The 21130-nt window shown below is 65.8% G+C and carries 20 protein-coding genes and 1 other RNA gene; 10 read left to right on the top strand and 11 right to left on the bottom strand.

Annotated elements, in window-relative coordinates; genetic code table 11:
• Window positions 1-105: 105 nt before the first annotated feature.
• From P7A97_RS01460 to P7A97_RS01430, 7 genes are all read right to left on the bottom strand, one after another.
• Window positions 106-1725, bottom strand: a complete 1620-nt coding sequence (locus P7A97_RS01460; RefSeq protein ID WP_277688145.1) for an iron ABC transporter permease — start codon at window positions 1723-1725, stop codon at window positions 106-108.
• Window positions 1726-1825: 100 nt separating this feature from the next.
• On the bottom strand, window positions 1826-2827 hold the full coding sequence (locus P7A97_RS01455; RefSeq protein ID WP_277688144.1) for an extracellular solute-binding protein: 1002 nt from the start codon (window positions 2825-2827) through the stop codon (window positions 1826-1828).
• A gap of 99 nt (window positions 2828-2926) precedes the next feature.
• The gene (locus P7A97_RS01450) at window positions 2927-4144 is read right to left on the bottom strand and encodes a 2-octaprenyl-3-methyl-6-methoxy-1,4-benzoquinol hydroxylase (RefSeq protein WP_277688143.1); all 1218 of its coding nucleotides are present in this window, start codon (window positions 4142-4144) and stop codon (window positions 2927-2929) included.
• Between the two features lie 9 nt (window positions 4145-4153).
• Complete coding sequence (locus P7A97_RS01445; protein WP_277688142.1) at window positions 4154-4636, bottom strand: DUF4442 domain-containing protein; 483 nt, start codon at window positions 4634-4636, stop codon at window positions 4154-4156.
• Window positions 4637-4645: 9 nt separating this feature from the next.
• On the bottom strand, window positions 4646-5830 hold the full coding sequence (gene ubiH, locus P7A97_RS01440) for a 2-octaprenyl-6-methoxyphenyl hydroxylase (protein WP_277688141.1): 1185 nt from the start codon (window positions 5828-5830) through the stop codon (window positions 4646-4648).
• 4 nt (window positions 5831-5834) lie between these two features.
• The gene (gene pepP / locus P7A97_RS01435) at window positions 5835-7169 is read right to left on the bottom strand and encodes a Xaa-Pro aminopeptidase (RefSeq protein WP_277688140.1); all 1335 of its coding nucleotides are present in this window, start codon (window positions 7167-7169) and stop codon (window positions 5835-5837) included.
• Window positions 7170-7182: 13 nt separating this feature from the next.
• Entirely contained in the window at window positions 7183-7734 is a 552-nt protein-coding gene (locus P7A97_RS01430; protein ID WP_277688139.1) for a YecA family protein, read from the bottom strand.
• A gap of 156 nt (window positions 7735-7890) precedes the next feature.
• Here P7A97_RS01430 and P7A97_RS01425 point away from each other — a divergent pair, with 156 nt between their 5' ends.
• From P7A97_RS01425 to P7A97_RS01410, 4 genes are all read left to right on the top strand, one after another.
• Window positions 7891-8100, top strand: a complete 210-nt coding sequence (locus P7A97_RS01425; RefSeq protein ID WP_277688138.1) for a TIGR02449 family protein — start codon at window positions 7891-7893, stop codon at window positions 8098-8100.
• Window positions 8097-8411, top strand: coding sequence for a cell division protein ZapA (locus P7A97_RS01420; protein WP_277688137.1), 315 nt, complete (start codon window positions 8097-8099; stop codon window positions 8409-8411). Before P7A97_RS01425 ends, P7A97_RS01420 begins: the two co-directional genes overlap by 4 nt.
• Before the next feature lie 34 nt (window positions 8412-8445).
• Window positions 8446-8624: non-coding RNA, 6S RNA (gene ssrS, locus P7A97_RS01415), on the top strand.
• An 8-nt stretch (window positions 8625-8632) separates the two neighbouring features.
• Window positions 8633-9232, top strand: a complete 600-nt coding sequence (locus tag P7A97_RS01410) for a 5-formyltetrahydrofolate cyclo-ligase (RefSeq protein ID WP_277688136.1) — start codon at window positions 8633-8635, stop codon at window positions 9230-9232.
• 51 nt (window positions 9233-9283) lie between these two features.
• Here P7A97_RS01410 and P7A97_RS01405 read toward each other — a convergent pair whose 3' ends face one another.
• Window positions 9284-9412, bottom strand: a complete 129-nt coding sequence (locus P7A97_RS01405) for a hypothetical protein (protein WP_277688135.1) — start codon at window positions 9410-9412, stop codon at window positions 9284-9286.
• Between the two features lie 201 nt (window positions 9413-9613).
• Here P7A97_RS01405 and P7A97_RS01400 point away from each other — a divergent pair, with 201 nt between their 5' ends.
• From P7A97_RS01400 to P7A97_RS01380, 5 genes are all read left to right on the top strand, one after another.
• On the top strand, window positions 9614-10063 hold the full coding sequence (locus tag P7A97_RS01400; protein WP_277688134.1) for an EVE domain-containing protein: 450 nt from the start codon (window positions 9614-9616) through the stop codon (window positions 10061-10063).
• A gap of 51 nt (window positions 10064-10114) precedes the next feature.
• Window positions 10115-11974, top strand: coding sequence for a diguanylate cyclase (locus tag P7A97_RS01395; RefSeq protein WP_277688133.1), 1860 nt, complete (start codon window positions 10115-10117; stop codon window positions 11972-11974).
• Window positions 11975-12064: 90 nt separating this feature from the next.
• Window positions 12065-13129 carry an HlyD family efflux transporter periplasmic adaptor subunit gene (locus tag P7A97_RS01390; protein ID WP_277688370.1) on the top strand — a complete coding sequence of 355 codons (1065 nt, stop codon included), beginning with the start codon at window positions 12065-12067 and terminating at the stop codon, window positions 13127-13129.
• Entirely contained in the window at window positions 13126-15831 is a 2706-nt protein-coding gene (gene rbbA / locus P7A97_RS01385; protein ID WP_277688132.1) for a ribosome-associated ATPase/putative transporter RbbA, read from the top strand. The genes P7A97_RS01390 and rbbA overlap by 4 nt, the downstream gene beginning before the upstream one ends.
• A complete protein-coding gene (locus P7A97_RS01380) occupies window positions 15831-16955 on the top strand; it encodes an ABC transporter permease (RefSeq protein ID WP_277688131.1) in 1125 nt (374 codons plus the stop codon). The genes rbbA and P7A97_RS01380 overlap by 1 nt, the downstream gene beginning before the upstream one ends.
• Window positions 16956-16984: 29 nt before the next feature.
• Here P7A97_RS01380 and P7A97_RS01375 read toward each other — a convergent pair whose 3' ends face one another.
• Window positions 16985-17392, bottom strand: a complete 408-nt coding sequence (locus P7A97_RS01375) for a flagellar basal body-associated protein FliL (protein ID WP_277688129.1) — start codon at window positions 17390-17392, stop codon at window positions 16985-16987.
• Between the two features lie 162 nt (window positions 17393-17554).
• On the opposite strand from P7A97_RS01375, the gene P7A97_RS01370 reads away from it, so the two are divergent.
• Window positions 17555-18535: an NADPH:quinone oxidoreductase family protein gene (locus P7A97_RS01370; protein WP_277688128.1), complete on the top strand. Its 981-nt coding sequence runs from the start codon at window positions 17555-17557 to the stop codon at window positions 18533-18535.
• Between the two features lie 51 nt (window positions 18536-18586).
• Here the strand turns inward: P7A97_RS01370 and P7A97_RS01365 are convergent, their stop codons facing one another.
• Both P7A97_RS01365 and ubiD read right to left on the bottom strand, forming a co-directional pair.
• Window positions 18587-19555, bottom strand: a complete 969-nt coding sequence (locus P7A97_RS01365) for a CDP-6-deoxy-delta-3,4-glucoseen reductase (RefSeq protein WP_277688127.1) — start codon at window positions 19553-19555, stop codon at window positions 18587-18589.
• Entirely contained in the window at window positions 19555-21021 is a 1467-nt protein-coding gene (gene ubiD / locus P7A97_RS01360) for a 4-hydroxy-3-polyprenylbenzoate decarboxylase (RefSeq protein ID WP_277688126.1), read from the bottom strand. Before ubiD ends, P7A97_RS01365 begins: the two co-directional genes overlap by 1 nt.
• Window positions 21022-21130 lie beyond the last annotated feature (109 nt).

The following is a 21130-nucleotide window of genomic DNA, read 5'->3' as shown; positions in this document are numbered from 1 at the left end:
GCTGCGTAAGCAGGCGCGCATTGTAGCCCCGCTAATGTGACTGGTCACGCCACACTCAGACCAATTGGTCATGCCCGGATTTCCTGACTTTCGGGACAAGCCAGCTCAATGACCGGGCTGGTGGGCGGAACGCCGGATCAGACCGATCACCGGCAGCAGGCCGACCAGTACCAGGGTCAGCGCCGGCAGGGCCGCACGCGCCCACTCGCCTTCGCTGGTCATCTCGAAAATGCGCACCGACAGGGTGTCCCAGCCGAAGGGGCGCATCAGCAGGGTGGCCGGCATTTCCTTGAGCACATCGACGAACACCAAGAGCGCGGCGGACAGCGCCCCCGGCACCAGCAGCGGCAGGTAAACCCGCAGGAACAGCGCCGGGCCACCGACGCCGAGGCTGCGCGCCGCCTGCGGCAGCGACGGGCGGATGCGCGCCAGGCTGCTCTCGAGAGGGCCGTACGCCACCGCCATAAAACGCACCAGATAGGCCAGCAGCAAGGCAAACAGACTACCGAGCAGCAGCGGCTTGCCGGCGCCGCCGAGCCAGCTCGACAGCGGGATCACCAGCTGCCGGTCGAGGTAACTGAAAGCCAGCATGATCGCCACCGCCAGCACCGAGCCGGGCAAGGCGTAGCCCAGGTTGGCGGTGCTGACCAAGGTGCGCATCGGTCGGGTCGGCGCCTGGCGGCGGGCGAAGGCCAACAGCAGGGCCACCGCCACGGTGATCAGCGCCGCCAGACCGCCCAGGTAGAGGGTATGCAGGATCAGGCCGACGTAGCGCTCGTCCAGGTCGAAGCGGCCGCGCTGCCAGAACCACACGAGCAGCTGCAGCATGGGCACGACGAAGGCGCAGGCGAACACCAGACAGCACCATCCCGAGGCCGCCACGGCCTTCCAGCCCTGCAGGTGGTAGAGGGGTTTACCCCGCGGCCGCTCGTTGGCCGGGCGGGCGGCGCCTCGCGCGCGGCGTTCACCGTACAGCACCAGCAGCACGGCGAGCAGCAGCAGGCTGGCCAGCTGAGTAGCGCTGGACAGGCTGTAGAAGCTGTACCAGGTCTTGTAGATGGCAGTGGTGAAGGTGTCGAAGTTGAACACCGAGACGGCGCCGAAGTCGGCCAGGGTTTCCATGATGGCCAGCGCCAGGCCGGCACCAATCGCCGGCCATGCCATTGGCAGGGCCACGCGCCAGAAGGCCTGCCAGGGCGACAAGCCGAGCACCCGTGCGGCCTCCATCAACCCCTTGCCCTGAGCCAGAAAGGCGCCGCGGGCGAGCAGATAAACATAGGGGTAGAACACCAGCACCAGCACGATGATCACCCCGCCGGTAGAGCGCACCCGAGGGAAGCGGATACCTGTACCGAACCAGTCGCGGGCCAGGCTTTGCAGCGGCCCGGCGAAATCCAGCAAACCGACGAAGACGAAGGCCAGCACATAAGCGGGAATGGCGAAGGGCAGCATCAGTGCCCAGTCCAGCCAGCGCCGTCCGGGAAACTCGCAGAGGCTGGTGAGCCAGGCCAGGCTGACACCCAACAGCAGCACGCCGGCGCCAACACCACTGACCAGCAGCAGAGTATTGCCGATCAGGCGCGGCATCTGGGTGTCCCACAAGTGCGCCCAGATCTGTCCATCCACCTCATGCCAGGACAGCAGCAACACCGACAGCGGCAGTAGCACCAGCGCGGCGATGGCAAAAGCAATGGGGTACCAACGACGCTGGACGGGATGGCTCACACAGACTCCTGACAGGCGGAAACGAAACGCCCCGGACTGGCCGGGGCGTCGAGTATAACGGTGTCGCGTCGCGGTTGAGCGACGCGCAGCCCGTCGCGGCTTAGTTCCAGCCGGCGCGGTCCATCAGCATGGTGGCCTCGGCCTGACGCTTGCCGGCCACTTCCACCGGCACGCTGTCAGCCTTGAACTCACCCCAGGCCGCCACTTCCGCGGACGGCTTGACCGCCGGGTTGGCCGGGTATTCCTGGTTGATGTCGGCGAACAGGTTCTGCGCCTCCGGGCCGGTCATCCACTCCAGCAGCTGCTGGGCGGCCTCGGCATGCGGGGCATGCTGGGTCACGCCGGCACCGGACAGGTTGACGTGCACACCGCGATCCGCCTGGTTCGGCCAGAACGGCTTCACCTTGAGCGCCGGGTTCTGCTTGTGCAGGCGGCCGTAGTAGTAGGTGTTGGTGATACCCACGTCGCACTGGCCGGCGTCGATGGCCTGCAGCAGCGCGGTGTCATCGGCAAACACGTCGGTAGCCAGATTGTTCACCCAGCCCTTGATGATCTCCTCGGTCTTGGCCGCGCCATGGGCCTCGATCAGGGTGGCGGTCAGCGACTGGTTGTAGACCTTCTTGCTGGTGCGCAGGCACAGGCGACCTTCCCAGTTCTTGTCGGCCAGCGCCTCGTAGGTGCTCAGCTCTTCCGGCTTGACCCGCTCGGTGGAGTAGAAGATGGTCCGCGCACGCAGCGACAGGCCGGTCCAGGCTCCATTGCTGGCGCGGTACTGGGCCGGGATGTTGGCTTCGATCACGGAGGACTTTAGCGGCTTGAGCACGCCTTCCTGCTCGGCCTGCCAGAGGTTGCCGGCGTCGACGGTGATCAGCAGATCCGCCGGAGTGTTTTCACCTTCGGCCTTGAGGCGCGCCAGCAGCGGGGCTTCCTTGTCGGTGATGAATTTGATCGGCGTGCCGGTCTTGGCGGTGTAGGCATCGAACACGGGCTTGATCAGTTCGTCGATGCGCGCGGAGTACACCACGATTTCATCGGCGGCCTGGGCGGTGCCGGCCAGAGCAGAAAGGGCCAGAGTGGCCAGGAAACCGGAGCGGAGCTGCATGGGTGCTGCCTCTTATTTGTCGAGAGGCGAATAGTAGTGAATGCTATTTAGCTTCTCAATGTGGCACTTAGCCGCTCCGTAACCGAATGTTGCAGCTCCTTAAGCCTGCGCCAGCGCCGGCAGATCCCCGGCCAGACCAAGGGCACGACGCACAAACAGAGCCTTGGCATCCGGCAGCTCGTCGACCCAGTTGAGGCCGCTGTTGCGCAACAGGCGAATCGGCAACGGATCGGCCTGGAACAGGCGTTCGAAGCCCTCCATGGCCGCCATCATCGCCAGGTTGTGCGGCATGCGCCGGCGCTCGTAACGGCTGAGCACGCGCACATCGTTGGGCTGCTCGCCGCGCTCCAGTGCATGCAGCAGCACTTCGGCCAGCACCGCCGCATCGAGGAAGCCAAGATTGACGCCCTGCCCGGCCAACGGATGAATGCTGTGCGCGGCATCGCCGATCAGTGCCAGACCACTCTCGACATAGCGCTTGGCATGGCGCTGACGCAACGGGATGCAAACGCGCGGGTCGACCTGGCCGACCTCGCCCAGGCGCCACTCGAACGCCTTGCCCAGTTCATGACGAAACGCCTCATCATCCAGCGCCATCAGCCGCTCGGCCTCGGCCGGCACGGTGGACCAGACGATCGAGCACCAGTGCGAATCATCGCCGCGCTGCAGCGGCAGGAAGGCCAGCGGGCCATCATCGGTGAAACGCTGCCAGGCAGTTGCCTGGTGCGGGCGCGCGCAACGCACACTGGTGACGATGGCGTGGTGCAGGTAATCCCACTCACGCGTCGCACACCCGGCCAGGCGGCGCACCGCCGAATTGGCACCATCGGCGGCGACCAGCAGCGGCGCGCGCAGCTCGCGGCCGTCGGCCAGGCTGAGCAGCCAACCATCACCGGAGCGGCGCAGCTGCTCCAGGCGGGCATTGCCGAGCAAACCGATCTGGCTGTCGTGCAAACGATCCAGCAGGGCGTCCTGGACCACGCGATTCTCGACGATATGACCGAGGCTATCGGCATGCACGCTGGCAGCGGAGAAATGCACGCTGCCGGTGCCGGAGCCGTCCCACACACGCATGTCGCGGTAGGGCGTGGCACGCCGCGCAGCAACGCCTCCCCACACGCCGAGACGCTCGAGGATGCGCTGGCTGGCGGCGGACAAGGCGCTGACCCGCGGCTCGAATGCACCTTGCGCATCGAACGGCTTGACGCTGAGCGGGCTGCCGTCAACCACGAGAATCTCCAGGCCGCTGTGCTCCAGGGCCAGGGCCAGGGCACTGCCGACCATGCCGGCGCCCACGATGATCAGGTCCGCTTGCATCTGCTGTCCTTAGGCGGCCTGGCGGGCACGCGGCTTGAGGCGAACATAGAGGGTCTTGTGCACGGTGGCGACCAGGGTGCCACTACCGTCGCGAATCTCGACGTGCAACTGGGGCAGGTACTTGTCGCCACCGGCGGTATGAGTGCGGATGTCCGTCAGCAAGGCATCGTCGATATGAAAATCGGCATACACCGGACCTTTGCCCGGACTGACGAAGTCGATGCTGGCGGCCTTGTCCCAGACGATGTAATCGCGCCCCAGCAGCTGCATCAGCATGAGCATGAAGAACGGGTCGGTCATGCTATACAGCGAGCCGCCAAACTGGGTGCGCACATAGTTGCGGTTGTACCAGCCGAGGCCCATGCGCACTCGCACATGACGAAAGTCCGAGCTGATTGCGCGCACGCGAATCCCGGCGCCCACGTACGGCGGATAGAAGTTCAGACCAAGGCGCAGCAGGCGGGCACGGCGCGCCAGTTTCTTCTCACTCATCGAGCAGACTCACAGACTACGAGTTCCCAGGCCCATGGCCTGGCGGGCAAACCAGCGCTTGGCCGGCGGCAACAGATCGAGGCCGAGCAGGCCGAGCGTGCGGCCGGCGACCAGCAGCGATTCGCCGCGGCCAAACAGGCGCGTGACGCGATCGGAAAAGCTGACGGTCAGCGCCTGGTCCTGCTGCTGCCGCTGCAGGTAACGCTGCAGGACGGCAAAGTCGCCTAGCGCCTGGTCGCTGGCCAACAGGGTCTCGGCCAGCGCCTGGGTATCGCGCAACGACAGGTTGAAGCCCTGCCCCGCCACCGGGTGCAGGCTGTGTGCGGCATTGCCGAGAATGACCAGGTTCGGGCGCACCTGCTCGGCGGCTTCCACCAGGGCCAGCGGGTAGACGTGCCGGGTGCCGACTTGGCGCAGGCTGCCCAGGCGATAACCAAAAGCCTGCTGCAGCTCAGCGAGAAACTCGGCGTCCGGCAGAGCCTGCAGGCGCTCGGCATCCACCGGCGGACGCGTCCAGACCAGCGCGCAACGTTGCTCCGACAGCGGCAACAGCGCCAGCGGGCCCTGCGCGGTGAAGCGCTCGAAGGCCTGGCCACCATGAGCCTCGGCCGGGGTGATATTGGCAATGAGTGCGCACTGTTCATAAGGCGTATGGCGCACGGCGATGCCCAGCTGCTCACGCAGGCCGGAACGACCACCGTCAGCCAGCACGGCCAGGTCACAGTCCATGACGCTGTCATCGCCCAGGTGCAGGCGATAGCCATCGCCCAGCGCCTCCATGCGAACGACCTCGGCCGGGCAACGCCACTCGACCACCGCAGGGTCGAGAGCACGCCACAGGCAGTGGCCCATCCAGGCGTTCTCCAGCACATAGCCCAGCGCCGGCACGCCTTCGTCCTCGGCACTCAGGCGGGTCGCGCCGAAGCGGCCCTGATCAGACACCTGAATCTGGCTGATCGCCTCGGCCCGCTCGGCCAGCGCCGGCCACAGGCCAAGGCGTTCAAAAATCTGCCGGCTGCCGTAGGACAGCGCGCTGGAACGGGCGTCGTAACTGGGCTGGTAGGCATCCCCCGGCGCAAAGGGCTCGACCAGCACGATCTTCCAGCCACGCGCCCGGGCACCGGCTTGCAGGGCCAGGGCCAGACTGGCACCGACCAGCCCCCCTCCGACAATGGCCAGCTGTACTCGGCTCATGACGTCAGGCGGCCTGCTCGCGGGCGGCAGCCATCAGCGCCTCGATCTCGGCGACGCTCTTCGGCACGCCGGTAGTGAGGATCTCGCAGCCGCTCTTGGTCACCACCACATCATCCTCGATGCGCACACCAATGCCGCGCCACTTCTTGGCCACGTTCTGGTTGTCCACGGCGATATAGATGCCCGGCTCGACGGTCATCGACATACCCGGCTCCAGCACGCGCCATTCGCCACCGACCTTGTATTCGCCGACGTCATGCACATCCATGCCCAGCCAGTGGCCGGCGCGGTGCATGTAAAAAGGCTTGTAGGCTTCGCTGGCGATCAGCTCGCTCACCTCGCCTTCCAGTAGACCCAGCTCGACCAGACCGGCGGTGATCACCTGCACGGTGGCCTCATGCGCCTCGTTCCAGTGTTTGCCCGGGGCGATGTGCTTGAACGCCTCTTCGTTGGCCTTCAGCACCAGCTCGTAAATGGCCTTCTGCTCGGGCGAGAAGGTGCCGTTGACCGGGAAGGTACGGGTGATGTCGCTGGCGTAGCAGTCGATCTCGCAGCCGGCGTCGATCAGCACCAGGTCGCCGTCTTTTAGCGGCGCGTCATTCTCGCGATAGTGCAGGATGCAGGCATTCTTTCCGGCAGCGACGATCGAGCCATAGGCCGGCATCTTCGCCCCGCCCTTGCGGAACTCGTAGTCCAGCTCGGCTTCCAGGTGGTATTCGGCCAGGCCGGCGCGACTGGCCTGCATGGCGCGGATGTGCGCGCGGGCGGAAATCTCCGCCGCCTCGCGCATTACCTTCACCTCGTTGGCCGACTTGTACAGGCGCATGTCGTGCAGCAGGTGGTCGAGGGCGACGAACTCGTTGGGCGGGGTGGCTCCCAGGCGCGCCTTGGAGCGGATCACGTTGACCCACTCCATCAACTGGTGATCGAACTCCTGGTTGCGGCCGATACCGTAGTAGACCCGCTCGCGCCCTTCGATCAGGCCGGGGAGGATGTCGTCGATGTCACCAATCGGGAAGGCATCGTCGGCGCCGTAGGTGCTGATCGCCCCATCCTGGCCGGCACGCAGGCCGTCCCACAGCTCGCGCTCCGGGTCACGCTCGCGGCAGAACATCACGTACTCGCCATGGGCACGCCCCGGGATCAGCACCAGCACCGCTTCCGGCTCGGGGAAGCCACTGAGGTACTGGAAGTCGCTGTCCTGGCGGTAGGTGTGCTCGACATCGCGATTGCGGATGTACACCGGTGCCGCCGGCAGGATGGCGATGCTGTTGGGCTCCATCTGCTCCATCAGCGCCTTGCGCCGACGGGCGTATTCCGACTTGGGGATGCTGACCATGGCGATTGCTACCTTAATGCAGGGAAGGTTTGGCGGCGGGCGCGGCCTTGCCGCACTCGGCGAACAGCAGCAGCGGCGCAACGCGCAGGTATTCCATCACTTCCATGTAGTCGTTCTCGCCATCCTCGGACTCTTCCAGGGCACTCTGCACCTGGGCGATGGCAGACAGGTCCTGCAGCACCTCCATGGCCTCTGCGCTGAGCGCGGCGTTGCCGAGCACCATGCCGAAACCATCAAGGAAACCCTGGCACCACTGCCCCAGGGCCTTGGCCCGCTCGGCCAGCGGCGCATCGTCCGCCGGCAACAACAGCACCACGGTGACATCCTGGCCACCGAGCTCGCCCTTGACCATCTCCTGCAGGCCGACCAGGGCCTGGCGCACGTTGTCGGCCGGCTCGCCGCCGAGCAGTTCAGCCGCGTCGGCCAGCCAGGCGTCGGCTTCGAAGCCGGCACCGGCACAGCTGCGGCCCAGCAACAGGCCGTGCAGCTCGGCCGGGGAAACGGGTTTGCCGTTGCTCGCCAGCAGGGCGGCAAAGGCGGCGTAAGGGGAATTCGCTGTAGACATGGCAACTAGGCGCTGAACCGCGCAATCTCTAGAGTGGAGGCCTCGTATCGTAGGGCCTGAGCGCGAGGGTTTCCACCGTCGTGTTGTCGCGCCCCGCTTGTCGCCCCCTCCCCGCATTCCTATATAGTGCCGAGACTCATAGCCCTGGTGGAGCCAATGGAAGACGCCGAACTGCAAGCCCTCACACGCAAGCTTGAACTCTTGATTCAGCGCGTCGAGCAGCTCAAGTCGCAGAACCGTGCCCTGCTGGCCAGTGAGAAGGCCTGGCGCGAGGAACGCGCCCATCTAATCGAAAAGAACGAAATGGCCCGGCTCAAGGTCGAAGCGATGATTTCGCGCCTGAAAGCCCTGGAGCAGGACACATGACCCAGCCGAACACCGTAACCGTGCACATCCTCGACAAGGACTACTGCATCGCCTGCCCGGCGGAAGAGCGCGCCAACCTGGAAAGCGCCGCCCGCTATCTTGACGGCAAGATGCGTGAGATCCGCTCCGGCGGCAAAGTCATTGGCGCCGACCGCATCGCCGTGATGGCAGCACTGAACATTACGCATGACCTGCTGCACAAGCAGCAGCGCCTGGACCAGGAAGCCGACCACACCCGCGAGCGCGTACGCGACTTGCTGGACCGGGTCGACAGCGCCCTGGCCGCCGATCCGGATGGTGGTCTGCTCTGACCTCGCGCCAGGCTTATGGGGTATACTGCCGGCCAGCTCCCTGGAGTGTTGGCCAGTCGGTGATGTCCCTGAGCCGATACGCACAACCACGGGGGTTGCCAGTGGGGCCGGTGTGCATGTCCGCCTGACGGAAAGCCTTAACGCCTCCTGCAATCTCCACCTTGAACTTTCGGGTTCAAGGGCTAACCCGACAGCGGCACCGCCGGGGAGTCCCGAATTCCATGATCCTGGCTTCTGACCTGTCCCGCGCAGCCCTGCGCCGGCAGCTGCGCCAGGCGCGTCGCGCCCTCTCTCCCCTGCAGCAACGGCAGGCCGCCCGTGCCCTACGGCGCCAGCTGGCCCAGCATCCGCTGTTTCGCCGCGCCCGCCACATTGCCCTGTACCTGCCCAGCGACGGCGAGATCGATCCGCGCCCCTTGCTGCGCGAAGCCCAAAAGCGCGGCAAAGCCACCTATCTACCGGTACTCGAACGCTGGCCACACTCCGGCATGCGCTTCCAGCGCGTACGCACAGGCGAAAAGATGCTGCGCAATCGCTTCCGCATCGCCGAGCCAGTCGTCTGCCGCGCACGCCAGCGCGCGCCTTGGGCGCTGGATCTGATCCTGCTGCCACTGGTCGGCTTCGACAGCTATGGCGGGCGCCTCGGCATGGGCGGCGGTTTCTATGATCGCTGCCTGGCCTATCGCAACATGCGCAAAAATTGGCACAAGCCGACGCTTTTGGGAGTCGCCCATGAGGGTCAGCGGGTAGACAGACTGCCCCTGGCCAGCTGGGATGTCAGACTGACGGGCGTCGTGACGGATAAGGCCTGGTACGTTTGAGGCGGAAGGTTCGAGGCCGCCGCGCTCCCTGCGGCAGACGTCGACTGTGGATCAGCGTTCGCTCTGACTGATTGGCAGGTCACCCTGACGATCCCAGAGGCTCTGGGTGTAACCTGTGGTAACCATGCCCAGGCTGAACAGAATGACCAGGACCCACAATATATCTGGCTTGCGTTTCATCGAGTTGCCTCCCCCTTTTCGGCACACTGCGTGGCTTGTCCGGTAGTGGTGTTGTTATTGGCCGTTACGACGGCGTCCAGCCTGGATCGCAACCCTCTTCGGGGTCATACGAGCCCACACAGTTTCTGACGCCAACAGGCCGCCCGCGTCGGGAACGATTTTCATGCCCGTCGCAAAGACCGGCAGACAGGAGCAAAGTTCATGCCTTATTGGTTGATGAAGTCGGAACCCGACGAACTGTCCATCAAGCACCTGCGCCACCTCGGCCGCGCACGCTGGGATGGGGTGCGCAACTACCAGGCCCGCAACTTCATGCGCAGCATGAGCGAGGGTGATCTGTTCTTCTTCTATCACTCCAGCTGTCCGGAGCCCGGCATCGCCGGCATCGCCCGCATCGCCAGCCCGGTCTATCCGGACCCCACGGCCCTGGATCCACAGAGTCACTACTTCGATGCCAAGGCCAGCGCAGAGAAAAACCCGTGGAGCGCGCTGGATGTGGAGTTCGTCGAGGCCTTTCCCCAGGTGCTGTCGCTGACCCGTCTCAAGGCAACGGCGGCACTCTCCGGCCTCGCCTTGGTGCAACGTGGCAGTCGCCTGTCAGTGATGCCGGTCAGTGACGAAGAATGGCAGGCGATTCTGGCCATGCGTTGAGCGCCGGCATGCACTGTGCTATGACCAAGGCACAGCCTGTGGAGCCCATCGATGCGCGCACCCTCCGCCTGGCCGGCGCGCCTCGCGCTGGTTTTTCTATTTCTGGCACTGAGCGGTGCCAGTCTGATGCTCTGGCAGCAACTGGAGCAGAGCCAGCAAGAACGCCTGCATGAGCGCGTGAGCTATCAGGCGAGTGCGCTGACACGGCAGCTGGAAAGCACGCTGCAAAGCGAGGTCGGCAGCCTAGCGCGCATCGCGCGGCTGTGGAACAACCTCGGCCGGCTCTACCAGGAAGACTGGGAAACCGAGGCCGACCTAGCCTTGCGCGGCTTTCCCGCCTACCAGTCGATCCAGTGGGTCGGCCCTGACCTGAAAATGCGCTGGCTGCGCCCCCTGCAGGGCAACGAGGCGGCCCGCGACTTTCGCCTCCCGACTGACCACCCCAACTACCCACTGGCCATGCAAGCCAAGGAGAGCGGCGAGCAACGCTTCTCCAACAGCGTGCTACTGGTGCAAGGCGGCCGCGGCTTCGTGCTCTACACCCCGCTGTATCTGCGCAACGCCCGAGGCGACCGGCAGTTCGACGGCTTCCTACAGGGCGTATTCCGTGTCGAACCGCTGATGAACGAACTGCTCGACCAGATCGACAGCGACGAATTCAGCCTGCGCCTGCTGGAAAACGGCCACAGCCTGTACAGCCGCGAACGCTCAGGGACCCTGCCGGACATGGCTGTGGACGTGCCCGTGCGCTTGCTCAACAACGACAGCTTCACACTGCAGCTCAGCCCGACCCACACACTCCTGCAGCAGCTCTCCACGCCACTGCCACAGGTCGTACTGGGGGCCGGCCTGGCCATCAGCCTGCTGCTGGTTGCCGCCCTGGCGCTGGCCCAGGAGAACGCACGCCGTGCCAGTGCCCTGCAGAGAGCCAACCGCCGCCTGGAGGTGGAAGCCACACGCCGCGAGGCCATCGAGCAGAACCTGCGTGACAGCCGTGAACGCCTGCAGCTGATCATCGACCTGACCGACTCCAGCCACGACGGCCTGTTCATCTTCGATACCCGCAGCCGCGAGCTGCTGCACATGAACCAGGCCAGCTATGCCTCCCTGGGCTACCGCGCCGAACAGTTCGCGCAGCTGCTGCGTGACAACCCCGAACAGCTACTGCCGGGCTTCCACGACTGGCTGGAACAAGTGCGCAAAGCCCAGCGCGACAACCAGTCGCGTATTTTCCAGCGCGAGATGTGTCGCCGCGACGGCAGCCGCCAGCCCGCCGAAATCAATACTCAACTGGTGCATCAGGGCGCACGCGAGTACCTGATTGCCGTATCGCGCGACAACAGCGAGCGCCTGGCACTGGAGGCACGCCTGCAGCGCCTGTCGCAGCTGGATGGCCTGACCGGCCTATATAACCGCCGCTTCTTCGATCACCAGCTGAAAAGCGAGTGGCGCCGCCTGCGCCGTATTGGCGCGCCGCTGACCCTGCTGATGCTGGATATCGACCACTTCAAGGCCTTCAACGACAAACTCGGTCACCTCGCGGGCGACGATGCCTTGCGCCAGGTGGCCAGCCTGCTCCAGGAAAGCCTGCAGCGTGAAGGCGACGTGGCCTGCCGCTATGGCGGCGAAGAATTCGCCATCATCCTCGCCAACACCGGCCTGGACGGCGGCGAGCATGTGGCCGCGCGCGTCCATGAACTGGTCGCCAGCCTGGCTATCGTCCACCCCGGCAGCCCGGACGGACGCCTGACCCTGAGCATCGGCCTGGCCGTGGCCGAGCCGGTCGGCGAAGAGTCGCCGGCGGGCCTGATTGCCCGGAGCGACCAGGCCCTGTACCGGGCCAAGCACGAAGGGCGCAACCGCACTTGCATCTGGAGCCCCAACGGCGTGAAGATTGATCCTCCCGTTTGACCTGCATCAAACCGCGCAGGCGACCAACGGCAGAAAATGGAAGCCTGCTAAGCATTGCCCCGAGCGGGGCGCAGAAGGGAAGCCCTGATGATGAACGCGCAACGCCCCCTGCCCTACCTGATCGCCGCCGGCCTCGCCCTGCTGGCGGCGGCCGCCTGGTGGCAGCTGCGCCCGGACGAGCTGGGCGAAGGCTTAGCCAGCGGCAACGGGCGCATCGAAGCCACCGAGGTGGATGTCGCCACCAAGCTGGCCGGGCGCATCGCCAGCATCGCCGTGGACGAGGGCGACTTCGCCCAGCACGGCCAGTTGCTCGCACAGATGGATACCCAGGTGCTCGACGCCCAGCTGGCCCAGGCCAGGGCACAACTGCGCCAGGCCGAGAACGGCCAGATCACTGCCGCCAGCCAGATCCGCCTGCGACAGAGTGAAAAACTGACCGCCGAAGCGGTGGTGCGCCAGCGCCAGGCAGAGCTGGACGCGGCGCGCAAACGCCATGCGCGCAGCGCCACGCTGGTCAAGCGCAACGCCCTGGCCCAGCAGCAACTGGATGACGATCTGGCCCGCCTGCAGAGTGCAGAGGCCGCGCTGGCGGCGGCTCGCGCGCAAGTCAGCTCGGCCGATGCCGGCATCGCTGCAGCCCAGTCACAGGCGGTCGAGGCAGAGTCGGCCACTCAAGCCGCGCAGGCCAGCGTCGAACGCCTGCAGGCGGACATCGACGACAGCCAGCTCAAGGCGCCGCGCGCCGGGCGCGTGCAGTACCGCGTGACCCAGCCGGGTGAAGTGCTTGGCGCGGGCGGCAAGGTGCTCAACCTGGTGGACCTCACCGACGTCTACATGACCTTCTTCCTGCCCGAGCGCCAGGCCGGCCGCGTCGCCCTCGGCAGCGAAGTGCGCCTGGTGATCGACGCCGCGCCGCAGTATGTGATTCCGGCCAAGGTCAGCTACGTGGCCAGCGTCGCCCAGTTCACCCCGAAGACCGTGGAAACCGCCAGCGAGCGCGAGAAGCTGATGTTCCGGGTCAAGGCGCGCATCGACCCCGAGCTGCTGAGCAAGCACCTGCAGCAGGTGAAGACCGGCGTCCCCGGCATGGCCTACCTGCGCCTTGATCCCGAGGCCGAATGGCCGGCACACCTGGCGATCAAGGTTCCGCAATGAACCCGGCGGTCGCCCGCCTCAGCGGCGTCGGCCTGCGCTATGGCGTGACCCGCGCCCTCGAGGCTATCGACCTGGAGCTGCCGGCGCAGCGCATGGTCGGCCTGATCGGCCCGGACGGTGTTGGCAAGTCCAGCCTGCTGGCGCTGATCGCCGGAGCGCGGCAGATCCAGGCCGGCAAGGTCGAGGTACTCGACGGCGACATGGCCGACACGCGCCACCGCCGCCGTGTCTGCCCGCATATCGCCTACATGCCCCAGGGCCTGGGCAAGAACCTCTACCCCACGCTGTCGGTGTTCGAGAACCTCGACTTCTTCGGCCGCCTGTTCGGTCAGGACGCTGCCGAGCGCGAGCGGCGCATCGACGACCTGCTGCGCAGCACCGGTATGTCAGCGTTTCGCGAACGCCCGGCGGGCAAGCTGTCCGGCGGCATGAAGCAGAAACTCGGGCTGTGCTGCGCGCTGATCCATGACCCTGACCTGCTGATCCTCGACGAGCCGACCACCGGCGTCGACCCGCTGTCGCGCAACCAGTTCTGGGAGCTGATCGCGCGCATCCGCGCGCAGCGCCCGCAGATGAGCGTGCTGGTGGCCACCGCCTATATGGAGGAGGCCGAGCGCTTCGACCACCTGGTGGCGATGGATGCCGGCCGCGTGCTGGCCGAAGGCAGCCCGGCCGAACTGCGCACGCGCACCGGCTGCGCCAGCCTGGAGCAGGCCTTCATCGCCCTGCTACCGGAGGAAAAGCGTCGCGGCCACCGCGAGGTGGCGATCCAGCCCCTGCAGGAGCACAGCGATATCGCCATCGAGGCCAAGGGCCTGACCATGCGCTTCGGCGACTTCGTCGCGGTCGACGCGGTGTCGTTCCGCATCCGCCGTGGCGAGATCTTCGGTTTCCTCGGCTCCAACGGCTGCGGCAAGAGCACCACCATGAAGATGCTCACCGGCCTGCTGCCGGCCAGCGAAGGCGAGGCGCTGCTGTTCGGCCAGACGGTGGACCCGCGCGACATGGCTACGCGCAAGCGGGTCGGCTACATGTCGCAGGCCTTCTCCCTCTACAGCGAACTGACGGTACGCCAGAACCTGGAACTGCACGCCCGTCTGTTCCATGTACCGGCCGCGCAGATCGACGATCGCGTCGCCGCGATGGCCCGTCGTTTCGACCTCGACGCGGTCATGGACATGCTTCCCGAGCGCTTGCCGCTGGGCATTCGCCAACGCCTGTCGCTGGCCGTAGCGGTGATCCACCAGCCGGAGATCCTGATCCTCGACGAGCCCACCTCGGGCGTCGACCCGGTGGCGCGCGACGGCTTCTGGCAGCTGATGCTCGACCTGTCGCGCCAGGACGGCGTGACCATCTTCATCTCCACCCACTTCATGAACGAGGCGCAGCGCTGCGACCGCATCTCGCTGATGCACGCCGGCAAGGTGCTGGACAGCGACACGCCGCAGGGGCTGATGGCCAAGCGCGGGCTGGACAGCCTGGAAGCGACCTTCATCGCCTACCTGCAGGAGGCGGTCGGCGAGCAGCCGGCCAGCGAAGCACCGCCGCTGCAAAAGGCGCCGCCACCGCAGCGCCAGCGCTTCAGCCTGCGCCGCCTGTTCAGCTACGCCCGCCGCGAAGCGCTGGAGCTGCGTCGCGACCCGATCCGCGGCGGCATGGCCCTGCTCGGCACGGTATTGCTGCTGTTCATCATCGGTTACGGCATCAGCCTGGACGTCGAGGACCTGACCTTCGCCGTGCTCGACCGCGACCAGACCACCACCAGCCAGGAGTACCACCGCAACCTGTCCGGCTCACGCTACTTCCTGGAGAAACCGGCGCTGCGCGACTACGCCGACCTGGAGCGGCGCCTGCGCAATGGCGATATCAGCCTGGCCGTGGAGATCCCGCCTCACTTCGGCCGCGACCTCAAGCGCGGCGCCAGCCCGCAGATCGGCATGTGGATCGACGGCGCCATGCCGACCCGCGCCGAAACCATCAAGGGCTACGTCAGCGGCCTGCACCAGCACTACCTGGCCGAGCTGGCCCGACGCTCGCCGCAGCCACAAGCCAGCAGCGCCGCCGAACTGGAAGTGCGCTACCGCTACAATCCGGACGTGGAGAGCCTGAAGGCCATGGTGCCGGCGGTGATCCCGCTGCTGCTGATGCTGATCCCGGCCATGCTTACGGCACTCGGCGTGGTGCGCGAGAAGGAGCTGGGCTCAATCATCAACCTCTACGTCACCCCGGTCACGCGCCTGGAATTCCTTCTCGGCAAGCAGCTGCCCTACATCGCCCTGGGCCTGTTCAACTTCGTCCTGCTGGTGCTGCTGGCGATCACCGTGTTTGACGTGCCGCTCAAGGGCAACCCGCTGACCCTGCTGTCCGGCGCCCTGCTCTACCTGGCCTGCGCCACCGGCCTCGGCCTGCTCATGTCGACTTTCACCAAGAGCCAGATCGCCGCCGTGTTCGGCACCGCCATCGCCACTCTGCTGCCCGCCATCCAGTTCTCCGGGCTGATCTACCCGGTGGCTTCGCTGGAAGGCTTTGGCGCGCTGGTCGGCCAGCTCTACCCGACCTCGCAGTTCCTGGTGATCAGCCGTGGCCTGTTCTCCAAGGCGCTGGAGCTGCGTGATCTGGCCGGCTATTTCCTCGCCCTGGCACTGACCGTGCCGATGTTGACCCTGCTCAGCGCCAGCTTGCTGCGCAAACAGGAGGCCTGATGGAACGCCTGGCCAACATTTTCCACCTTGGTATCAAGGAGCTGCGCAGCCTGCAGCACGACCTGGCGCTGGTGATCCTGATCCTCTGGGCCTTCAGCATGGGCGTCTATTCGGCCGCCACCAGCCTGCCGGAAAGCCTGCACAACGCCGCCATCGCCGTGGTCGACGAAGACCAGTCGCAGCTCTCCGAAAGGCTGATCCAGGCCTTCCAGCAACCCTACTTCCGCACGCCGGAGCGCATCGACCTGAGCCAGATGGACCGTGGCATGGACTCCGGCCGCTACACCTTCACCCTGAACATACCGCCGAACTTCCAGCGTGACGTGCTGGCCGGGCGCAGCCCGGCGATCCAGCTCAACGTCGATGCCACCCAGGTGAGCATGGCCTTCACCGGGGCCGGCTACATCCAGAACATTGGCACCAGCGAAGTCGCCGAGTTCGTCCGTCGCTACCGGGGCGACCTGCAGCAGCCCGCCGATCTGGTATTACGCGTGCAGTTCAACCCGAACCTGACCCGCGCCTGGTTCGGTTCGGTGATGGAGGTAATCAACCAGATCACCATGCTGTCGATCATTCTCACCGGCGCCGCGCTGATCCGCGAACGCGAACACGGCACCGTCGAACACCTGCTGGTGATGCCGGTGACGCCGCTGGAAATCATGCTGGCCAAGGTCTGGTCGATGGGCCTGGTGGTGCTGACGGCGGCAGCGCTGTCACTGCTACTGGTGGTGCAGGGCTGGCTGCAGGTGCCAATCGAAGGCTCGCTGGCACTGTTTCTGGCGGGCGCGGCGCTGCACCTGTTCGCCACCACCTCGATGGGCATCTTCTTCGGCACCGTGGCACGCTCGATGCCGCAGCTGGGCCTGCTGATCATCCTGGTGCTGCTGCCGCTGCAGATTCTCTCCGGCGGCACCACACCGCGCGAGAGCATGCCCGAGCTGGTGCAGCAGATCATGCTGGCGGCGCCGACCACCCACTTCGTCGACCTGGCCCAGGCGATTCTCTATCGCGGCGCCGGGCTGGCCATCGTCTGGCCGAACCTGCTGGCCATCGTCGGCATCGGCACGCTGTTCTTCCTCGCCGCGCTGACCCGCTTTCGCAAGACCCTGGCGCAGATGGCGTAGCCCAAACCGAACGCGCCAGGGATTCGCCGCTACTGGATGATCAGGTTGTTGAACAGCAAGTCCTCGACCAGCGGCTTGCCCTCCTCCTGCTCAAGTACCGTCTGCACCTGCTTGAGCGCCTCCTGACGCAGGATTTCCTTGGCATTCTCGTCCGCCATGCTGGCCTCGGTCTGCTGGGAGAACAGCATCACCAGCTGGTTGCGGATCAGCGGCTCGTGGTGCTCGACCTTCTCCTCGGCCTCGCTGCCCATGACGCGCAGGGCGATATCGGCCTTGTAGAACTTCAGCTTGGGGCCTTCGCCGAAATTGCCCACCAGAGCCGGCACCAGGCTGACATAGGCTACCTTGGGCTCGGCGCTTTCCTCTTCCCCCCCGCCGCTGGCCCAAGCAAGGCAGGGCAGAGTCAGGGACAGCAGCAAGGCAATGGTCTTCTTCACGGGGGCAGTTCCTCAGTAACGGATGCCGCCTAGCATAGCCACAGCGGTGCACGTACCCAAGCCCAACGCTTATGGCCAGGCATCAGACTGGGCCATGCTCGTTGACCGGGTATGCCTGCCACCTACACTGCCGGACAGTCCCCGAACCCAAGGAACACCGCGATGAAAGCCCTGCTCTGCAAAGCCTTCGGCCCGGCCTCCAGCCTGGTGCTGGAGGAGACCGCCAGCCCGCAACCCAAGCCCAATGAAGTGCTGATCGAGGTACACGCCGCCGGGGTCAACTTTCCCGACACGCTAATCATCGAAGGCAAGTACCAGTTCAAACCGCCCTTCCCCTTTTCCCCAGGCGGTGAAGCCGCTGGCGTGGTCAAGGCCGTTGGCGAGAAGGTCAGCCAGTTCAAGGCGGGCGACCGGGTCATGGCCCTGACCGGTTGGGGCAGCTTCGCCGAGGAAGTGGCGGTCGGCGCCTACAACGTGCTGCCGGTACCGCCAAGCATGGACCTGACCAGCGCAGCCGGCTTCGGCATGACCTACGGCACCTCGATGCACGCCCTGAAACAACGCGCCAACCTGCAGCCGGGCGAAACCCTGCTGGTGCTCGGCGCCTCCGGGGGTGTCGGCCTGGCGGCCGTGGAAATCGGCAAGGCCATGGGCGCTAAGGTAATTGCCGCCGCCAGCACCGCCGAGAAGCTGGACGTGGCGCGCAAGGCCGGCGCCGACCACCTGATCAACTACAGCGAGCAAAGCCTGAAGGAAGAGCTGAAGAAGCTCACCAACGGCCAGGGCGTGGACGTGATCTACGACCCGGTCGGCGGCAGCTTCTTCGAGGAAGCCTTCCGTTCGATGGCCTGGAACGGCCGCTTCCTGGTGGTCGGCTTCGCCGCCGGTGGCGGCATCCCCGCCCTGCCGGCCAACCTGCCGCTGCTCAAGGGTGCCGCGCTGATCGGCGTGTTCTGGGGCTCCTTCGCCCAGCGCCAGCCGCAGGACAACGCCGCCAACTTCCAGCAACTGTTCGCCTGGCATGCCGAGGGCAAGCTCAAGCCGCTGGTGTCGCAGACCTTCCCGCTAGAGCGTGGTGGCGAGGCCATCGACTACCTGGGCCAACGCAAGGCCGTCGGCAAGGTGGTGGTGCAGGTGCGCTAAGCGCCCTCATGAAAAAAGCCGCCCAAGGGCGGCTTTTTCGTGCCTGCGATCTTATTCGCGCGGGGCGTAGGCGAACACATCGGCGCGCATCTGATGCGCATCCATACCCGCCTCGACCAGCGCATCCAGGGTGCCGTAGACCATCGCCGGCGAGCCACTGGCATACACATGCAAGGTCTTGAGATCAGGGAAGTCCTGGCATACCGCCTCGTGCAACATGCCGCTGCGGCCTGGCCAACCCTCTGGTTCGCTGACCACCTGATGCAGATGCAAGCCAGGCTGCGACTGCCACGCCTGCCAATGCTCCAGCTGATAGAAGTCCTCGGCCTCGCGCACGCCCCAGTACAGGTGCAGTGGGTGGCTGAAGCCGGTGGCGCGACAGTGCTCGATCAGGCTGTGCATCTGCGCCATGCCGGTACCGGCGGCGATCAGCACCAGCGGGCCGTCCGGCAGCTCAGCCAGGTGGGTATCGCCAAACGGCATCTGCACCCGCACCAGCGGCGAGCGGCTCAACTGCGCCACCAGCTGCTGCGTGCTCTCCTCACGGGTGAGGATATGCAGCTCCAGCTCGCGCCCCTGATGCGGTGCCGAGGCCAGGGAGAAGGCCGACCACTCACCGTCGTCGCGCTGCAGCAGCAGGTACTGCCCGGCGTGATAACGCGGCGTCTTGCCCGCCGGTGCGCGCAGCCGCACGCGGCAGACATCACCACCAACCTCCAGACATTCGATCACCTGGCAGCCGAAGGTGCGCACCGGCAGCTCACCGGGCGCCAGCACGCCATCCCAGTGCAGCACGCAGTCTTCCAACGGTTCGGCCAGGCAGGTGAACAGCTCGCCGTGATCCAGCTCGGCACCGGCCTGCAGTACCCGTCCCTCGACCAACAGCGCCGAGCAGATATGGCAGTTGCCGTTGCGGCAGCTCTGCGGACAGTCATAGCCAAGCCGGCGCGCGGCATCGAGGATGCGCTCACCACCGTGCACGTCGAGTACGGCACCAGAGGGTTGCAGGGTGACCTTCATCAATCGATGCCCAGCTCTTTCCATAGCTCATCGACCCGCGCCGTCACCGCCGGGTCCTTCTCGATCACCCGCCCCCACTCGCGACTGGTCTCACCCGGCCATTTGTGGGTGGCGTCGAGACCCATCTTCGAGCCCAGGCCGGAAACCGGCGAGGCGAAGTCGAGGTAGTCGATCGGCGTGTTGTCGATCATCACCGTGTCGCGCTTAGGGTCCATGCGCGTAGTAATGGCCCAGATCACGTCATTCCAGTCCCGTGCATTGATGTCGTCGTCGGTGACGATAACGAACTTGGTGTACATGAACTGTCGCAGGAACGACCACACACCAAGCATTACGCGCTTGGCGTGGCCCGGGTACTGCTTCTTCATGGTTACCACCGCCATGCGGTAGGAACAACCTTCCGGCGGCAGGTAGAAGTCGGTGATCTCCGGGAACTGCTTCTGCAGGATCGGCACGAACACTTCGTTCAGCGCCACGCCGAGAATCGCCGGCTCATCCGGCGGACGGCCGGTGTAGGTACTGTGGTAGATCGGCTCGCGACGGCGGGTGATGCGTTCGACGGTGAACACCGGGAAGGTGTCGACCTCGTTGTAGTAGCCGGTATGGTCACCATAGGGGCCTTCCGGCGCAGTTTCGCCCGGATGGATCACGCCTTCGAGGACGATCTCGGCGCTGGCCGGCACCTGCAGGTCGGAGCCGATGGCCTTGACCAGCTCGGTGCGGTGGCCGCGCAGCAGGCCGGCGAAGGCGTACTCGGAAAGCGTGTCGGGCACCGGGGTGACGGCGCCGAGGATGGTCGCCGGGTCGGCGCCCAGGGCCACGCAGACCGGGTAGGGCTTATCGGGATGCTTCTGACACCACTCGCGGTAATCCAGCGCGCCGCCACGGTGGCTGAGCCAGCGCATGATCACCTTGTTGCGGCCGATCACCTGCTGACGATAGATGCCGAGGTTCTGCCGCTCCTTGTTCGGCCCGCGAGTGATGGTCAGGCCCCAGGTGATCAGCGGCGCCACGTCGCCCGGCCAGCAGTGCTGGATCGGCAGCTTGGACAGGTCGACGTCGTCACCTTCCTCGATCAGCTCATGGCACGGTGCATCCTTGAGTACCTTGGGCGCCATGCTGATGACCTTCTTATAGATCGGCAGCTTGCTCCAGGCGTCCTTCAGCCCCTTGGGCGGCTCCGGCTCCTTGAGAAAGGCCAGCAGCTTGCCGATTTCGCGCAGCTCGCCGACATCCTCGGCGCCCATACCCAGCGCCACCCGCTTGGGCGTGCCGAACAGGTTGCCGAGCACCGGCACGTCGAAGCCCGTGGGGTTTTCGAACAGCAGCGCCGGGCCACCCTTGCGCAGGGTACGGTCACAGATTTCGGTCATCTCCAGCACGGGAGAAACCGGGGTCTGGATGCGCTTGAGCTCACCGCGGCTTTCCAGCTCACGGATGAAGTCGCGCAGGTCGCGGTACTGCATGCTTGGGCCTCACAGGTCGGGGCGCAAAGTTTAGCGCCGAACTGGGTTATTCAGAAGGCTACAGAAACGCAAAGGCCGGGTTTCCCCGGCCTTTGTGGCAACGCTCGGA

This window comes from Pseudomonas sp. GOM6, from assembly GCF_029537485.1.
Taxonomy (GTDB): Bacteria; Pseudomonadota; Gammaproteobacteria; order Pseudomonadales; family Pseudomonadaceae; genus Aquipseudomonas.
The sequence above is the reverse complement of the archived record's forward strand: the minus strand, read 5'-3'. Positions and strand labels throughout refer to the sequence as shown.

What these genes read in the sequence shown, in the direction of transcription:
- rbbA (WP_277688132.1), top strand. Translation starts at nt 13,126, where the DNA reads ATGAACCCGGCGGTCGCCCGCCTCAGCGGCGTCGGCCTGCGCTATGGC.
- P7A97_RS01430 (WP_277688139.1), bottom strand. Translation starts at nt 7,734, where the DNA reads ATGTCTACAGCGAATTCCCCTTACGCCGCCTTTGCCGCCCTGCTGGCG.
- P7A97_RS01405 (WP_277688135.1), bottom strand. Translation starts at nt 9,412, where the DNA reads ATGAAACGCAAGCCAGATATATTGTGGGTCCTGGTCATTCTGTTCAGC.
- P7A97_RS01410 (WP_277688136.1), top strand. Translation starts at nt 8,633, where the DNA reads ATGATCCTGGCTTCTGACCTGTCCCGCGCAGCCCTGCGCCGGCAGCTG.
- P7A97_RS01450 (WP_277688143.1), bottom strand. Translation starts at nt 4,144, where the DNA reads ATGCAAGCGGACCTGATCATCGTGGGCGCCGGCATGGTCGGCAGTGCC.
- P7A97_RS01445 (WP_277688142.1), bottom strand. Translation starts at nt 4,636, where the DNA reads ATGAGTGAGAAGAAACTGGCGCGCCGTGCCCGCCTGCTGCGCCTTGGT.
- P7A97_RS01425 (WP_277688138.1), top strand. Translation starts at nt 7,891, where the DNA reads ATGGAAGACGCCGAACTGCAAGCCCTCACACGCAAGCTTGAACTCTTG.
- P7A97_RS01400 (WP_277688134.1), top strand. Translation starts at nt 9,614, where the DNA reads ATGCCTTATTGGTTGATGAAGTCGGAACCCGACGAACTGTCCATCAAG.
- ubiH (WP_277688141.1), bottom strand. Translation starts at nt 5,830, where the DNA reads ATGAGCCGAGTACAGCTGGCCATTGTCGGAGGGGGGCTGGTCGGTGCC.
- pepP (WP_277688140.1), bottom strand. Translation starts at nt 7,169, where the DNA reads ATGGTCAGCATCCCCAAGTCGGAATACGCCCGTCGGCGCAAGGCGCTG.
- P7A97_RS01365 (WP_277688127.1), bottom strand. Translation starts at nt 19,555, where the DNA reads ATGAAGGTCACCCTGCAACCCTCTGGTGCCGTACTCGACGTGCACGGT.
- ubiD (WP_277688126.1), bottom strand. Translation starts at nt 21,021, where the DNA reads ATGCAGTACCGCGACCTGCGCGACTTCATCCGTGAGCTGGAAAGCCGC.
- P7A97_RS01370 (WP_277688128.1), top strand. Translation starts at nt 17,555, where the DNA reads ATGAAAGCCCTGCTCTGCAAAGCCTTCGGCCCGGCCTCCAGCCTGGTG.
- P7A97_RS01395 (WP_277688133.1), top strand. Translation starts at nt 10,115, where the DNA reads ATGCGCGCACCCTCCGCCTGGCCGGCGCGCCTCGCGCTGGTTTTTCTA.
- P7A97_RS01390 (WP_277688370.1), top strand. Translation starts at nt 12,065, where the DNA reads ATGAACGCGCAACGCCCCCTGCCCTACCTGATCGCCGCCGGCCTCGCC.
- P7A97_RS01380 (WP_277688131.1), top strand. Translation starts at nt 15,831, where the DNA reads ATGGAACGCCTGGCCAACATTTTCCACCTTGGTATCAAGGAGCTGCGC.
- P7A97_RS01455 (WP_277688144.1), bottom strand. Translation starts at nt 2,827, where the DNA reads ATGCAGCTCCGCTCCGGTTTCCTGGCCACTCTGGCCCTTTCTGCTCTG.
- P7A97_RS01420 (WP_277688137.1), top strand. Translation starts at nt 8,097, where the DNA reads ATGACCCAGCCGAACACCGTAACCGTGCACATCCTCGACAAGGACTAC.